Below are 14,897 nucleotides of genomic sequence, written 5' to 3' on the forward strand. Positions count from 1 at the left end.
GCGATGACGGCGTCCCCCCTCTTCGACGCGGCGATGATCGAGACGATCCTGCTGACCCTGAAGCTGGCAGGCATCACAACGGTCGTGTTGCTGCTGGTGGGGACGCCGCTGGCCTGGTGGCTGGCGCAGGGCGGCGGACTCTGGAAAGAGGTCGTCGCCACCGTCGTCGCGCTGCCGATCGTGCTGCCGCCGACGGTGCTGGGCTTTTACCTGCTGATCGCAATGGGGCCGCACAGCCCGCTGACCGGCCTTCTGGGGCGGCAGCTCTCCTTCACCTTCACCGGGCTCGTGCTGGGCTCGGTCGTCTATTCCCTGCCCTTCGTCGTGAACCCGATCCGCAACGCCTTCGAGGCGATGGGCCCGCGCCCGCTCGAGGCGGCGGCGACGCTGCGCGCGGCGCCGCTGGATGCCTTCTTCTCGGTGGCGCTGCCCTTGGCCAGCCCCGGCATCATGACCGGCGCGATCCTGGGCTTTGCCCATACCGTCGGCGAATTCGGCGTGGTGCTGATGATCGGCGGCGGCATCCCGGGCCGGACCAAGGTGCTGTCGGTGACGATCTTCGACTATGTCGAGACGCTGCAATGGCCCAAGGCGCATGTGCTGGCGGGTGGCATGCTGGCAATGTCCTTCATCGTGATCCTGGCGATGATGCTGATCGAGCGGCGGCTGAACGGAGGCCGGAAATGATCGAGGCGGATTTCATGGGCCGCCTCGGCGGCTTCGAGCTGGATGCGGGCTTCACCGCCCCCGGCGAGGGCATCACCGCGCTGTTCGGGCCCTCGGGCTGCGGCAAGACCACGGTGCTGCGGGCCATCGCGGGGCTGTTGCGGCTGCGGAACAGCCGGCTTTCGGTCAATGGCGAGGTCTGGCAGGAGGGCCTCCGCTTCCGTCCGCCCCATCGCCGCGCCGTCGGCTATGTCTTTCAGGAGGCAAGCCTTTTTCCGCATCTCTCGGTCCGCGCCAACCTGACCTTCGGACTGCGCCGGGTGAAGGGACCGATCCGGATCGGCGAAGACGAGGTGGCCGAGCTTCTGGGCATCGCACCCCTCTTCGACCGGCCGACCCGGATGCTGTCGGGCGGCGAACGCCAGCGCGTCGCCATCGGCCGGGCGCTGCTCTCGCAGCCCGAATTGCTGCTGATGGACGAGCCGCTCTCGGCGCTCGACCGGTTTTCCAAGGACGAGATCCTGCCCTATCTCGAACGGCTGCATGCCGCGCTGTCGATCCCCGTGCTCTATGTCAGCCATGACATCGCCGAGGTCGAGCGGCTGGCCGATACGCTGGTCCTGATGGAGGCGGGCCGGGTCCGCGCCGCCGGGCCCCTGGCCGGGATGCTGGCCGATCCGGCGCTGCCCCTGATCCACATGCCCGAGCCCGCGGCCGTGATCGATGGCGAGGTCGTGGGCCGCGACCCGCGCTACGGGCTGTCCGAGGTGCGGGTGCCGGGCGGCGTGGTCGTCGTGCCCGGTGATCTGGGCCCGAACGGGCAGCGCAGGCGGCTGCGCATTCCCGCCAGCGATGTCAGCCTCGGGCGGCATGCGCCGCTCGACACCACGATCCTCAATGCCCTGCCCGCCCGGATCGAGGGCGCCGAGCCCGCGGGCGCGCATCAGATCACCGTGCGGCTGCGCCTTGGCCCGGACGGGCGCGGCGCAGCGCTTCTGGCACGGGTCTCGCTGAAATCCTGGGATCGGCTGATGCTGAAACCGGGCGAGCTGGTGGTGGCGCGGCTCAAGGCCGTGGCGCTGGCCGAACCCGCACAATCGCCCGCACAGGTCCCGCCCGCCATCGCCCGCAGCCGCTGAAAGGAGTCCCGCCATGATGCGCCTCTCCCTCGTTTTCGGACCCGTCCTGAGCCTCGGTCTGGCCGCCGCTGCGCCTGCCGAAACCCTTCATGTCTATTCCGGCGCCGGGCTTCGCCCCGCAATCGAGCCGCTGGCAGACGCCTTCGAGGCCCGGACCGGGGCAAAGCTTGCCATCGAATATGCCGGGACCGGCCAGATCCTCGCCCGGGCCCGGACCACCGGCAGGGGCGATGTCTTCATCGCCGGCACGCGCTTCTTCTCGGACCAGCTCGAGGCCGAGGGCCGGCTCTCGGGCGTGGTCGCGCTCGGCATCCATGGCGCGGCGATCGGGGTCTCGCAGGCGGCGGCGGACAGGGTCACCGGGATCGCCGATCTGGGCCGCCCCGGGCTTCGGCTCGCCCTGGGCGATCCGCAGGCGATGGCGCTCGGCCGCACCGCCGACGAGATCATGGCACGCTGCGGCGATCCCGAAGCGATCCGTACCAATACCGTCGTTCGCGCCACCACGCTGCAACAGCTGGCGATGTATGTCGCGAGCGGCGATGTCGATGCCGCGATCCTCGCGCGCTCGGCCGCGCTGCCCCATGGCGCGCGCATCGCGCTCGTGCCGGTCCCGGCCGAATGCTACAGCGCCGAGGAGATCACCGCGGGCCTGCTGAAAAGCGCCGACGCGCCCGACCTGGCCGCCGCCTTCATCGCGCTCCTCGCCTCGCCCGAAGGCCGCGCCGCCTTCGAGGCGGCGGGCTTCGGCGCGGAATAGGCCGATGCGCGGGCTGGCGATCCTGCTCTGGGCGCCGCTCGTGCTGATCGTGGCGACGATCCTCGGCGCGCTCGTCTCCCTTGCCAGCCAGTTGCCGCTGAGTGGCCTCGCCGAGGCGCTGGCCGCGGAAGAGACCCGCTTTGCCATCGCCCTGTCGCTGCGCTCTTCGCTGATCGCGCTGGCGCTGGCCTTGCTTCTGGGCCTGCCCACCGCCTGGCTCCTGGCGCGGCGGCGCTTTTTCGGCAAGGCGGTGGTCGAGACCGTGCTCGATCTGCCGATGGTGACGCCGCCGCTGGTGGCGGGCATCGGGCTGCTGTTCCTGCTGGGACGCGAGGCGCCGGTGGGCGGGGCGCTGGCCGGGCTCGGGATCGAGATCCTGTTCTCGCCCGCGGGCGTGATCCTCGCCCAGACCTATATCGCCAGCTCGGTCGTGATCCGCAGCGCCCGCGCGGCCATCGGCGCCGTCGATCCGGACTATGCCGCCAATGCCGCGACGCTGGGCCTGCCGCCCTTCTGGGCCACGCTTCTGGTCGAGCTGCCGATGGCCGGGCGCGGACTGATGGCGGCGGCGGTGCTGGGCTGGGCCCGGGCGCTGGGCGAATTCGGCGCCACGCTGATGCTGGCGGGCGCCACGAGGATGCGGACCGAAACCCTGCCGATGGCGGTCTATCTCAACATCGCCAGCGGCCGCACCGACATCGCCATCGCCTGCGCCCTGATCCTTCTGGCGCTGGCCTTCGCGCTTCTCCTGGCGATCCGGCTGCTGACCGCCGACCGCCCCGACCCGATGACGGAGGCCCGGCATGCCCGCCCTCAGGCTTGAACGGATCGGAAACGCGGTGCTGGGGCCGCTCGATCTCGAGATCGGCACGGGCGAGGCGGTGGCCCTGCTCGGCCCCTCGGGCGCAGGCAAGAGCACGCTTCTGAAGATCGTGGCCGGGCTTCTGCCCCATCGCGGCCGGGTGATCTACGAGGGCCGGGACATGACCGGCCTGCCGCCGCACCGGCGCGGCTTCGGCTACATGAGCCAGGATCTGCACCTCTTCCCCCATCTCAGCGTCGCCGGGAACCTGGCGCTGCCGCTGGTCTTCGCCGGTCTCGGCCGCCGGGCCCGCGCCCGGCGGGTGGCCGAAACGCTGGCGCTTTGCGCCATCGCCCACCGCGCGCATCGCCGCCCTGCCCGGCTTTCGGGTGGCGAGCGGCAACGCGCCGCCCTGGCCCGTGCGCTGTCGCTGCGACCCCGGCTGCTGCTGCTCGACGAGCCCTTCGCCAATCTCGACCGCGATACCCGGGCCGGGCTCTGGGCCGAGCTCGACGCGCTGCGCCGCCGGCTGGGCATGACCGCGCTCATCGTCACCCATGACCCGTCCGAGGCCCGCGCCCTTGCCGACCGCTCGGTCACGATCGAGGCGGGTCGTCTCAGCGAAAGGACCCCATTGCCATGCTGCCCCTCGACGACGCCACCCTCCTTGGCCTCCTGAAGGAGGATGCCCCCTATGGCGACCTGACCACCCGGAGCCTCGGCTTCGGCGCGGCAGCGGGCCGGCTGACGATGCGGGCGCGCGGGCCGATGACCGTCTGCGGCACCGAGGAGGCCGCGCGGATCTTCGCCCTTCTGGGCGCCCGGGCCGAGATCGCGGCCCCAAGCGGCACGCCGGTCGCGGCGGGCTCGCTGCTTGCCGAAGCCACCGGCCCGGCCGAGGCGCTGTTTCTGGGCTGGAAGGTCGCGCAGACCCTGACCGAATGGGCCTCGGGCGTGGCATCGGCCACCGCCGCCCTCGTCGACGCGGCCCGCGCCGTGACCCCCGGCATCGGCATCGCCTGTACCCGCAAGGCCGTGCCCGGCACCCGCGCGCTGTCGCTGAAGGCCGTCGTGGCGGGCGGCGCCGAGATCCACCGCACCGGGCTTTCCGACACGGTTCTGCTGTTTCCCGAGCATCGCGCCTTCGGCGGTGCGGCGGCGCTTGCAGCCCAGATCGGCGCGCTTCGCCTTGCCTGCCCCGAGCGCCGCGTGGTGGTCGAGGTCAAGACCCTGCCCGAAGCCGAGGCTGCCGCCGAGGCCGGGGCCGACGTGCTGCAGCTCGAGAAATTCTCTCCCGACGCGGCCGCCGCCGCCGCCCGCGCGCTGGCGGGCTGGACCGGCTGCCTGGCCGCGGCCGGGGGCATCACGCCGGAGAATGCTGCCGCCTATGCCGCGACCGGCATGCAGGTGCTGGTCACATCCTCGCCCTATTGCGCCAGACCTGCCGATGTTTCGGTAACGCTCGCCCCGGCCTGAGCCGCGGCACTTGCCCCGCGCCCTAGGCACGGCGTAAACCCGAGTACGAGACTCACCTTTATTCAACCGAGGACTCCTGCCATGACCGACGCCGCTCCCGAGATCCGGCCCCGCGGCCGCGGCAGGAGCGCTCCGTTGACCGCCATCGCCACCGGGCGGCTCCTTCGCGATATCTGGCTGTCGCCGCACCGGCCGTTCTTCGCGCTGTCGGCGCTCTGGGCGGTGCTGGCGGTCGCGTGGTGGCGCTTCGGCGACAGGATCGGGCTGCCGGTCCCCGCGCTCGGCACGACGACGCTCTGGCATGCGCATGAGATGACCGTGGGCGTCGGCGGCGCGGCGATGGCAGCCTATTTCCTGACCGCGATGCCGAACTGGACCGGGGCGCGGCGGGTGACGGGGCGCGGGTTGATGGTACTGGCGGGACTCTGGGCGCTGGCGCGGCTGGCGGCTGCCCTGGGGCAGATGCTGCCGCTGGCCGTGGTGCTGGCGCCGGGGCTGGCCTTCTACGCGCTGTTCACGGCCGCCTATCTGCGCGCCGTGGTCTCGGGACGGCGCTGGGACCGCTGGGTCATTCCGGCGGCCATCGCCTTTCTGGGGCTTGCCGATGCGGCCTTCCTCGCCACCGCGCTGGGCTATCTGAGCGCTCCGGGCGATGCCGCGATGACCCGCGTGCTGGTGCTGTTCTTCGCGATCAAGGTCTCGATCATCGCGGGAACCATGGCGCCCGCCCTGATCGCGGGCTGGGTCGGGCGCAGGGGCGGCCGCCTGCCCGAGATCGACCCGCTGGCCAGCCGCGCGGGACTTGGCCTGATGCTGGCCGCGATGGCGCTGACGCTGGGCGGCGCGGTCACCGCCGGATCGGCGCTGTTGATCCCGGCAGGCGCGGCCCAGCTCTGGCGGATGCGGCACTGGCGCAGCCTTTCGGGCTTTGGCTATGCCCCCGCGCTGATGCTGGTGCTGGCCTTCGCCTGGGCGCCCATGGGGCTTGCCCTGACCGGGCTTGCGGCGCTGGTCCCCCTGCCCTGGCGCGAGGCCGACGCGATCCATGTGCTGATGATGGGCGCGATGTCGGGACTTGCCTTCTCGATTGCGGCGCGGGCAGCGGCCCGGCGCGCGGACGGTTTCTTGCGCATCGGCCCGGTGCACAAGGCCGGCTTCGCGCTGCTCTGGGGCGCGGTCTGGCTGCGGCTCGCGGCGCCCGTGGTGCCGTCGCTTTACGAGCCGCTTCTCGATGCCACCGCGGCCGCCTTCTGCACCGGCTGGGCCCTGTTCCTGAGCGGCTATCTGCCCAGCCTGCGCGGCCCGGTCATCAACCCGGTCTTCAATGTCGGAGGCCACGGCCACGGTCATCGTCATGGTCACGGCCAGGGCTGCGGATGCGGCGGGCATGGTGGCGGTTGCGGCGGCCACGGACAGCGTAGCGGCCCGGGCCCCGGCCGAGGCGCCGGGCCGTTCCGGATGCCCGAGCCGGGTTAAACCGGTTCGGTCAGCCCGCCGATCTCGCACAGAAGCCGGACGATGGGCCCGACGCCCTCGCCCTGTTTCAACGATGCAAAGACCGTGGGCTGCGCCCCGCGCATGCGCTTGGCGTCCCGCTCCATCACGCCCAGATCGGCACCGACATAGGGCGCAAGGTCGGTCTTGTTGATGACCAGCAGGTCCGAGCGGGTGATCGCGGGGCCGCCCTTGCGCGGGATCTCCTCGCCCGCCGCCACGTCGATCACATAGACCGTCACATCCGCCAGCTCGGGGCTGAAGGTGGCCGAGAGATTGTCGCCGCCCGACTCGATCAGCACGATCTCGAGATCGGGAAAGCGCGCGCTCAGCTCGGCAATGGCCGCGAGGTTGATCGAGGCATCCTCGCGGATCGCGGTATGCGGACAACCGCCGGTCTCGACGCCCCTGATGCGCTCGGAGGGCAGCACCTGCATCCGCATCAGCGCCTCGGCATCCTCCTGGGTGTAGATATCATTGGTGACGACCGCGATCGAATGGGTGCTCGAGAAGGCGCGGGCCAGTGCGGCAGTCAGCGTGGTCTTGCCGACGCCGACGGGACCGCCGATGCCGATGCGGAGGGGGCCATGCGGGGAAGTCATGTGCGGAAAAGCCTCGAATACTGGGTTTCATGCGTCATCGACGCGATATCGGCGAGGAAGGTCGTCCCGGCAAGATCGTCGGGCGTCTCGCCCAGAGCGGCCTCTGCCACCTCCTCGCAGAGCGGTTGCAGCGCGGTCAGCACCTGCTGGCCCTCGGTCTGGCCGATGGGAATGAGCCGGATCCCCGCCGAGACGAGGTTCGACAGGAAGGCCTGCAGATACATCCGCGCGGTCAGCCCGAGCGGCAGGTCATGGAGCCGCGCGGCACGGCCAAGCGCCACCGGATAGGCGAAGGCGGGCAGATCGTCCGGCCAGACCGCGGCGGTGACCTGGGCGAAGGCCGCGCCCTGGGCCGTGGTCTCGGTCCGCCGCTCGGCCGAGGGCTGAAAAGCGCGGGCCAACGCGTCGATTTCGGGCAGATCCCCGGGCGGAGCCTCATAGGCGGCCTTGAGGAAGATCGTGTCGGAACGTCCGGCGCCGAAGCGCAGGATATCGGTCAGCCAGTCCTGCAAGGCAGGTCCGTCCGCGACTGCGCCGGTTGCGACCGCCGATTCCAGCCCGTGGCTATAGGCGAAGGCCCCCACCGGATAGGCGGGCGAGAGCCATTGCGCCAGCCTCAGGATCTGGCCGTCAGTGACCATGCCCGCAGCAGCCCCCGCCTCCGCAGCCGCCGGTCTTGCGTCCGGACGCGGGACCATGGCCGCCATGGTCGTGACCGCCGCAGCCGCAGCCGCCCTGCCCCGATCCGCCGCAGCAGCCTTCGGCCTCGTGCTCGTGCAGATGGTCCGCCGCGCCGTGGCTGTGGCTGTGGCCATGGTCGTGGTGATGGTGGTGCCCGTGGTCATGATCGTGGTCATGGCCATGATCGTGCGAATGACCATGGGCGTCGCCATGGGAATGGCCATGGGTGCGGCCATGGCCATAGGCGCCACCTTCGGGGGTGAAGGGCTCGACCACCTCGCGCACGGTCGCGCCGATCCGGCCCAGCATGTCCAGAAGCACGTGATCGCGCTGGATCAACAGCCGAGTCTCCTCGACCTGGCAGGGCGTGTGGCGGTTGCCGATATGCCAGGCGAGCCGGGCAAGATCGGTGCCCGTCACTTCCAGAAGCGGCTCGGCCGCGGCCCTGACGACGATGCCGCGCCCGTCCTCCAGCACGATCAGATCGCCCTCGGCCAGCGAGGTCGTATGCGCCAGATCCAGCAGGAAGGCCTGCCCGCCATCGCTGACAAGCCGCTTGCGGCGCAGAAACCGCGCGTCATAGTCAAGCGTCACGCTGTCTTCGTCCGCCCCCGCGCCGGGCCGGACATCGAGCGCCACCGGAAGCCCGCTCATGCCGCCCGCCCCGGCGCCTGCGCGCCTAGTTGAAGAGGTCGCGGAAGACATAGCCCGGGATATCGTCCCGGGTGATGCCCAGCTTGGCCAGCTGCGCGTCGGAACAGGCGTTCAGGTTCTGGATCTCCCGCATCCGCGCACGTCGCAAACCATAGGGATTCACTCCGAGACCGAGCCCCGCGAAGAACAGGTCGAGCCGTTCCGCCATGCCCCCGGGCACGGACTTGACCGTCATGAATGGAGTCGCCATCGGAAACCTCCGTCTGTATCCACAGGCATGGTTTCCCCCCTTTCCCCTTAAAATAGGGCTTACATACCGCCCGGCCCAGCGCATTCGCTGCAAGGGGGACATTTTTGTGCTGCATTGCGGCGCAGATCGTCACCGTGATCATCATGACCTCAGAACATGAAATAGCGTTGCGCCATCGGCAGAACCTCGGCCGGCGCGCAGGTCAGCAGCTCGCCATCGGCGCGGACCTCGTAGGTCTCGGGATTCACCTCGACCTTCGGCATCGCGTCATTCAGCCTGAGATCGCGCTTGCCGATGCCGCGGGTATGGCGGACCGCGACGGTCTGCTTGGCCAGCCCCAGCCGGGCGCGGATGCCCTCGGCCTCGGCCGCAGCCGAGACGAAGGTGACAGCCGAATTCTCGACAGAGCGGCCATAGGCGCCCCACATCGGCCGCGTATAGACCGGTTGCGGCGTCGGGATCGAGGCATTAGGGTCGCCCATCTGGGCACAGACGATGGTGCCGCCGATCAGCACCATCTCGGGCTTCACCCCGAAGAAGGCAGGGTTCCAAAGCACCAGATCTGCGCGCTTGCCCTCCTCGACCGAGCCGATCTCGTGGCTGATCCCATGGGCGATGGCGGGGTTGATGGTGTATTTCGCGACATAGCGGCGGACCCGCAGGTTGTCGTTCGCTCCCGTCTCCCCGGACAGACGGCCGCGCTGGACCTTCATCTTGTGGGCGGTCTGCCAGGTGCGGATGATGACCTCGCCGACCCGGCCCATGGCCTGGCTGTCCGAGGCGATGATCGAGAAGGCGCCCATGTCATGCAGGATGTCCTCGGCGGCGATGGTCTCGCGCCGGATCCGGCTTTCGGCGAAGGCCACATCCTCGGGGATCGACTTGTCGAGATGGTGGCAGACCATCAGCATGTCGAGATGTTCCTCGAGCGTGTTCACAGTGAAGGGCCGCGTCGGGTTGGTCGAGGACGGCAGCACGAATTCCTCGCCGCAGATCTTGATGATGTCGGGCGCATGGCCACCGCCCGCGCCCTCGGTATGGAAGGCATGGATGGTGCGGCCCTTCATCGCCGCCACGGTATGTTCGACGAAGCCCGACTCGTTCAGCGTGTCGGTATGGATCATCACCTGCACGTCCATCGCATCGGCCACCGACAGGCAGCAATCGATGGCGGCGGGCGTGGTGCCCCAGTCCTCGTGCAGCTTCAGCGCGCAGGCCCCGGCCTTGACCTGTTCCTCCAGCGCGCCGGGCAGCGAGGCATTGCCCTTGCCCGCGAAGGCGAGGTTCATCGGGAAGGCATCGGCCGCCTGCAGCATCCGGCCCAGATGCCAGGGCCCCGGCGTGCAGGTGGTGGCGAGCGTGCCATGCGCAGGCCCGGTGCCGCCGCCCAGCATGGTGGTGAGACCGGAATGCAGCGCATCCTCGATCTGCTGCGGGCAGATGTAATGGATATGGCTGTCGAAGCCGCCCGCGGTCAGGATCCTGCCCTCGCCCGCGATGACCTCGGTGCCGGGGCCGACAATTATGTCGACGCCGGGCTGGGTGTCGGGATTGCCGGCCTTGCCGATTCTGGCGATCCGGCCGTCCCTCAGACCGACATCGGCCTTGTAGATCCCGGTCCAGTCGAGGATCAGCGCATTGGTGATGACGGTATCGACCGCGCCCTCGGCGCGGGTCGCCTGACTCTGGCCCATGCCGTCGCGAATGACCTTGCCGCCGCCGAACTTGACCTCCTCGCCATAGACCGGCGCATTGCCGTCGCCCCCGGCGCGTTCGGCAGTCAGGTCGCGCTCGACCTCGATGATCAGGTCGGTATCGGCCAGCCGCAGCCGGTCGCCGGTGGTGGGGCCGAACATCGCGGCATAATCCGCGCGGGAAATCGTGACGGGCATCTGGAACCTCATGCGGGGGAAGAAAGAACGACGGCACCGGTCGCGGCAGGCGCCGGTCGGGGAAAGGCTGCAAGGCGGCGACGGCCGGGACACGCGACGGGACGCGCAGCGGTCCGATGCGGCCTCGGTCTCATTGCGACAGGGCGCGCAGATCGGCGCTGCGCCGGTCTGTCAGCCGACGCAGGCAGTCCAGCCGCACCACCGGTTGCAGGCTGCCCCCTTCATAGGGGGCAGCTTCCGCCGCGCAGGCGGCATCGCGGAACAGAAGCCACTTGCGCTGCGCATCGAGAAGCAGCTCACCCGCCCCCGCAGCGGCGGCAGAGGCCCGCGCTGCGGGCCAGGCCGCGTTGAGCCGGGCATCGGCCTCGCGATAGGCCTGATCGGCGCAACGGTTCATCTCGGCCTGCGTCTCGCCGGGACAGGCGGCCAGCGCCTGTCCCGGCAGTCCGAAGACCGAAAGCGCCGCGAGTGCCACCGTGAGAGGCCTCACCTATCGCCCTCGGGCTCGTTCCCGCCGCGCGGCAGGGTCGGCGGCGAGGCGGGCTTGCGCCGCGCCCGGCCCGACGTCCCGGAACGGGCCGGGCGCGACGCGGATCCCTTGCGCGCCGCCGCCGTCCCCCGCGTCCCTGACTTGCTGCCCGATGCCGTCGCAGCGGCGGGCGCGGCCTCGGCCATGGCAGGCTCGGGTTCGGGGTTGGCCCCGGGTCCGGATGTCACCTCGGCTGTCGGCCCGGATGGGACAACAGGCAGGGAACCGTGCGGGACATGGCGGCCCGGCTCCGCGGCGGCGGCAGGCGCCCGGACAGAGGCCTGGGCGGGCGTCGAAGCGGGCGCGTCGGCGCGCCGCCCGGCAACGGGCTCCCTGGCGGTCGGGTCGGCGGAACTGGCGGCGGGACTGGCGGCAGCATTGCCAACAGCTTTGACAGCAGGACCGGCGGCAGCACTGGTGGAAGCACTGGCAGCGGGCCCGGCGACGGAATCGGGCGGGGCCGGCGAACGCGCCGACCGTTTCCGGCTTTCGGCCTCAGCCCCCACGCCCATGGCGATGCCGGCATCGAGCGGGATGTCGTCGTCACAATCGGCGCGGCTGAGCCCGGAATCGGCGGTCAGCGGGTCGAACCCGCCCGCCCGCATCATCAGGGCCCAGGGATTGGCCCGCAGCATGAAATCGGTACCCGCCTGAAACAGGCGCATTTGCTGATCGAACATCACAGTCGCCGCCAGATACGGATTGGCAGCGAAAAAGGCCGGGGACGTGAAAGTCATCGCAGGTCCTCCTTGCGGTATAACGCTCGATGCGGGCACTTCAAAGCGCGCCCATCACCTTCTGGTTGAAGCCGAAGATTCGCCGCTGCCCGGAAATCGGGATCAGCCGCACCTCCCGGCGCTGGCCCGGCTCAAAGCGGACCGCAGTGCCCGCGGCGATATCGAGCCGCAGGCCCCGCGCGGCATCCCGGTCGAAATCGAGCGCGGGGTTGGCTTCGGCGAAATGGAAATGACTGCCGACCTGAACCGGCCGGTCTCCGGTATTCGCCACCATAAAGGTGAGTGACTCGCGCCCTGCATTCAAGGTCAGGTTGCCATCTGCGGGAAAAAGCTCTCCGGGGATCATCGGGGGAATCATCGGCGCACCTCAGCGGATCGGGTTGTGAACGGTGACGAGCTTGGTGCCGTCGGGGAAGGTCGCCTCGACCTGAACCTCGTGGATCATCTCGGCCACGCCCTCCATGCATTGCTCGCGCGCCACGACCTGCGCCCCCGCCTCCATCATGTCGGCGACCGAGCGGCCGTCGCGCGCGCCCTCGACCACCGCATCGGTGATCAGCGCGATCGCTTCGGGGTGGTTGAGCCTGACGCCACGGGCCAGCCGCCTGCGGGCGACCTCGGCGGCCATGGCGATCAGAAGCTTGTCTTTTTCGCGGGGGGTCAGTTGCATGTCAGCTCATCCATGATCTTGGCAAGGCTTCGGTCAGGCGCGTCAACACAGGGATCAGCACCTTGCGCAGGTGGTAACTGTCGGCGGCCAGCAGACGCAATGCCAGCACGTCCCCGGCCAGCAGGCTGGCGCCGCCGATCGCAGGCAGGGCCGCGGGCAGCAGCGCGCGGATCGGCGCCAGATGCGCCGCCGCATCGGGCGCGACCAGCACGAGGCTCGCCAGCGCCCCGGCCCCGCCCGCCACGGCCGGCCGGGCCAGTTGCGCGGCCACATCGCCCTCGAAGCGCAGCGCGTCGAGATAAAGCGGCGCCCCGTCGCGGCGGATCTCGATCCGGTCGCGGAACCGCGCGGCATGCAGGCGCTCGCCCATCAGCGCGCGCCCGAAGACCAGCGGCTCGACCAAAAGCAGCCGGGCGCCGGGGGCGAGATCGGCGATGAGGCTGCGTTCGAGGCAGCAGCCCTCGAACAGGATCGTTTCCTGCGGCAGCCAGTCGAGCCGCGCGCCCGCCGCCACACTCAGCCGGTTCGCGACCCGGCCGGTCTCGCCTGGCCGGGCGCGATAGGCGCGCTCGGCCGCCTGCGTCGTCAGCCGCAGATGGCTGCCCGCCCCGGCCTGAAGCGTGCAGGAAAAGCGGTCGCCGCCGGTGATGCCGCCTGCGGTATTGACCAGCACCGCCTCGAGCGGCGGCGTCGCTCCGGCCCCGGTCACGCGCGGGAACACCGCCTTGAAGGCACCGCTCTGGCGCAGCCCGGCGATCGCCGTTCCGCGCGGGCCGTTCCTGACCGAGAGCCGCACCTCGCCGATGGCGCGCGGCGGCGAGACCGGCGCGAGGTCCATGGCGGATTTTCCCTCAAAGGCGATGTGCCCGCCCCCTTTCGATATCTTGCGCCCCCGTTCTTCCGCATCGCGAACCGGGCTGCACGGATTTTCGGTGCAGCCCCGCCCCCTCCACGCGCAAGCCGCCCATTTATTGGGCGGAATGCCCGGAATTGACCGGTTTCAAGGCGGTTTCTCGGGGCGCGCCGGAATTACGCCCCCTGTTTCACGGAGTTGCGATTGCGAGTCTTCCGGCACGGGGAAACCCTTCGCTCACCCGCAGCGGCGACCGGGATCGGTCCTGTCGGGTGTGCGGCAGCCCCGGGGACGGACCGAGGGGGCCGCGCGGGACGCAACAAGATCTGGCAGCCGGGCCGCCGCCGCCCGCGCGGGATGCGCAAGGGCCGGTGCGGGGTCCATACGCCCGGAGGTAGACCATGACATCCATGAAGAAGATCCTGCTTGGCGCGGTGGCCTGTGGGGCGATCTCGATGCCCGCCCGGGCCGAACATATCAAAGTGGGCGTGCTGCACTCGCTTTCGGGCACGATGGCGATTTCGGAGATGACGCTGAAGGATACCGTGCTGATGCTGATCGACGAGCAGAACGCCAAGGGCGGCCTGTTGGGCGAGCAGATCGAGGCGGTGGTGGTCGACCCGGCCTCGGACTGGCCACTTTTCGCCGAGAAGGCGCGCGAATTGCTGACGGTGCAGGATGTCGACGTCATCTTCGGCTGCTGGACCTCGGTCAGCCGCAAATCGGTGCTGCCGGTGGTCGAGGAGCTGAACGGGCTGTTGTTCTATCCGGTGCAGTATGAGGGCGAGGAAAGCTCGAAGAACGTCTTCTATACCGGCGCCGCCCCGAACCAGCAGGCGATCCCCGCGACCGACTATCTTCTGGACGAGCTGGGCGTCGAGAAATTCGCGCTTCTGGGCACCGACTATGTCTATCCGCGCACCACCAACAACATCCTTCAGGCCTATCTGAAATCGAAGGGCATCCCCGACGCCGACATCTTCGTCAACTACACCCCCTTCGGCCAGTCCGACTGGTCGAAGATCGTGTCGGATGTCAGGGCGCTGGGCGCCGATGGCAAGAAGGTCGGCGTGATCTCGACCATCAATGGCGATGCCAATATCGGCTTCTACAAGGAGCTGGCGGCGCAGGGCATCTCGGCCGAGGACATCCCCGTGGTGGCCTTCTCGGTCGGCGAGGAGGAACTCTCGGGCCTCGACACCTCGAACCTCGTCGGCCATCTCGCGGCCTGGAACTACTTCGAATCCGCCACCTCGCCCGAGAACGAGGCCTTCGTGGCCAAGTGGAAGGAACGGATGGGCCAGGACCGGGTCACCAACGACCCGATGGAGGCGACCTATATCGGCTTCAACATGTGGGTGAACGCGGTCGAAGAGGCCGGCACCACCGATGTCGACGCGGTCACGAAGGCGATGATCGGGCAGACCTATGCCAACCTCACCGGCTCGACCGCCGAGATGCTGCCGAACCACCATCTGACCAAGCCCGTGCTGATCGGCGAGATCCGCGCCGACGGCCAGTTCGACATCATCAGCGAGACCGATCCGGTGCCGGGCGATGCCTGGACCGACTACCTGCCCGGCTCGGCCGTCCTGACCTCGGACTGGAAGGATCTCGGCTGCGGCATGTACAATACCGAGACCGAAACCTGCGTGCAGATCAAGTCGAACTACTGATCCGGACCGGGGGCGG

General features: G+C 69.8%; 17 protein-coding genes and 1 pseudogene. 8 read left to right on the top strand and 10 right to left on the bottom strand.

The window, feature by feature from the left end:
• Window positions 1-3: 3 nt before the first annotated feature.
• The 7 genes from modB (at window position 4) to B5V46_RS10920 (ending at window position 6,319) form a co-directional block, all read left to right on the top strand.
• Complete coding sequence (gene modB / locus B5V46_RS10890) at window positions 4-687, top strand: molybdate ABC transporter permease subunit (RefSeq protein ID WP_080616622.1); 684 nt, start codon at window positions 4-6, stop codon at window positions 685-687.
• Entirely contained in the window at window positions 684-1,805 is a 1,122-nt protein-coding gene (gene modC / locus B5V46_RS10895) for a molybdenum ABC transporter ATP-binding protein (RefSeq protein WP_080616623.1), read from the top strand. The genes modB and modC overlap by 4 nt, the downstream gene beginning before the upstream one ends.
• Window positions 1,806-1,818: 13 nt before the next feature.
• Window positions 1,819-2,565 carry a molybdate ABC transporter substrate-binding protein gene (gene modA / locus B5V46_RS10900; protein ID WP_080616624.1) on the top strand — a complete coding sequence of 249 codons (747 nt, stop codon included), beginning with the start codon at window positions 1,819-1,821 and terminating at the stop codon, window positions 2,563-2,565.
• 4 nt (window positions 2,566-2,569) lie between these two features.
• The gene (locus B5V46_RS10905; RefSeq protein ID WP_080616625.1) at window positions 2,570-3,388 is read left to right on the top strand and encodes an ABC transporter permease; all 819 of its coding nucleotides are present in this window, start codon (window positions 2,570-2,572) and stop codon (window positions 3,386-3,388) included.
• Complete coding sequence (locus B5V46_RS10910) at window positions 3,369-4,046, top strand: ABC transporter ATP-binding protein (protein ID WP_080616626.1); 678 nt, start codon at window positions 3,369-3,371, stop codon at window positions 4,044-4,046. Before B5V46_RS10905 ends, B5V46_RS10910 begins: the two co-directional genes overlap by 20 nt.
• Complete coding sequence (gene modD / locus B5V46_RS10915; protein ID WP_080616627.1) at window positions 4,007-4,843, top strand: ModD protein; 837 nt, start codon at window positions 4,007-4,009, stop codon at window positions 4,841-4,843. Before B5V46_RS10910 ends, modD begins: the two co-directional genes overlap by 40 nt.
• Window positions 4,844-4,924: 81 nt before the next feature.
• Window positions 4,925-6,319 (top strand): NnrS family protein, encoded by a 1,395-nt coding sequence (locus tag B5V46_RS10920; RefSeq protein WP_080616628.1) that lies wholly within the window; start codon window positions 4,925-4,927, stop codon window positions 6,317-6,319.
• On the opposite strand, the gene ureG is transcribed toward B5V46_RS10920, so the two are convergent.
• The 10 genes and pseudogenes from ureG to B5V46_RS10970 form a co-directional block, all read right to left on the bottom strand.
• Entirely contained in the window at window positions 6,316-6,939 is a 624-nt protein-coding gene (gene ureG, locus B5V46_RS10925) for an urease accessory protein UreG (protein ID WP_080616629.1), read from the bottom strand. The two genes, B5V46_RS10920 and ureG, sit on opposite strands and share 4 nt — an antisense overlap.
• Window positions 6,936-7,580, bottom strand: a complete 645-nt coding sequence (locus B5V46_RS10930) for an urease accessory protein UreF (protein ID WP_080616630.1) — start codon at window positions 7,578-7,580, stop codon at window positions 6,936-6,938. Before B5V46_RS10930 ends, ureG begins: the two co-directional genes overlap by 4 nt.
• A 190-nt stretch (window positions 7,581-7,770) precedes the next feature.
• Window positions 7,771-8,274 (bottom strand): annotated as a pseudogene (gene ureE / locus B5V46_RS10935) (urease accessory protein UreE); the annotation flags it as partial.
• Between the two features lie 25 nt (window positions 8,275-8,299).
• Window positions 8,300-8,524, bottom strand: a complete 225-nt coding sequence (locus B5V46_RS10940; RefSeq protein ID WP_231119093.1) for a DUF1127 domain-containing protein — start codon at window positions 8,522-8,524, stop codon at window positions 8,300-8,302.
• Window positions 8,525-8,673: 149 nt separating this feature from the next.
• Window positions 8,674-10,416, bottom strand: a complete 1,743-nt coding sequence (ureC, locus tag B5V46_RS10945; RefSeq protein WP_080616633.1) for an urease subunit alpha — start codon at window positions 10,414-10,416, stop codon at window positions 8,674-8,676.
• Window positions 10,417-10,546: 130 nt separating this feature from the next.
• A complete protein-coding gene (locus B5V46_RS10950; protein ID WP_196774234.1) occupies window positions 10,547-10,906 on the bottom strand; it encodes a lysozyme inhibitor LprI family protein in 360 nt (119 codons plus the stop codon).
• Window positions 10,903-11,682, bottom strand: a complete 780-nt coding sequence (locus tag B5V46_RS10955) for a hypothetical protein (RefSeq protein ID WP_080616634.1) — start codon at window positions 11,680-11,682, stop codon at window positions 10,903-10,905. The genes B5V46_RS10950 and B5V46_RS10955 overlap by 4 nt, the downstream gene beginning before the upstream one ends.
• A gap of 40 nt (window positions 11,683-11,722) precedes the next feature.
• Window positions 11,723-12,028, bottom strand: coding sequence for an urease subunit beta (locus B5V46_RS10960; RefSeq protein WP_080616635.1), 306 nt, complete (start codon window positions 12,026-12,028; stop codon window positions 11,723-11,725).
• Window positions 12,029-12,049: 21 nt separating this feature from the next.
• A complete protein-coding gene (locus tag B5V46_RS10965) occupies window positions 12,050-12,352 on the bottom strand; it encodes an urease subunit gamma (protein ID WP_080616636.1) in 303 nt (100 codons plus the stop codon).
• A gap of 1 nt (window position 12,353) precedes the next feature.
• Window positions 12,354-13,190: an urease accessory protein UreD gene (locus B5V46_RS10970; RefSeq protein ID WP_080616637.1), complete on the bottom strand. Its 837-nt coding sequence runs from the start codon at window positions 13,188-13,190 to the stop codon at window positions 12,354-12,356.
• A gap of 416 nt (window positions 13,191-13,606) precedes the next feature.
• Here B5V46_RS10970 and urtA point away from each other — a divergent pair, with 416 nt between their 5' ends.
• Window positions 13,607-14,881 carry an urea ABC transporter substrate-binding protein gene (gene urtA / locus B5V46_RS10975; RefSeq protein ID WP_080616638.1) on the top strand — a complete coding sequence of 425 codons (1,275 nt, stop codon included), beginning with the start codon at window positions 13,607-13,609 and terminating at the stop codon, window positions 14,879-14,881.
• The last annotated feature ends 16 nt before the right edge of the window (window positions 14,882-14,897 follow it).

This window comes from Rhodovulum sp. MB263 (assembly GCF_002073975.1).
Lineage (GTDB): Bacteria > Pseudomonadota > Alphaproteobacteria > Rhodobacterales > Rhodobacteraceae > Rhodovulum.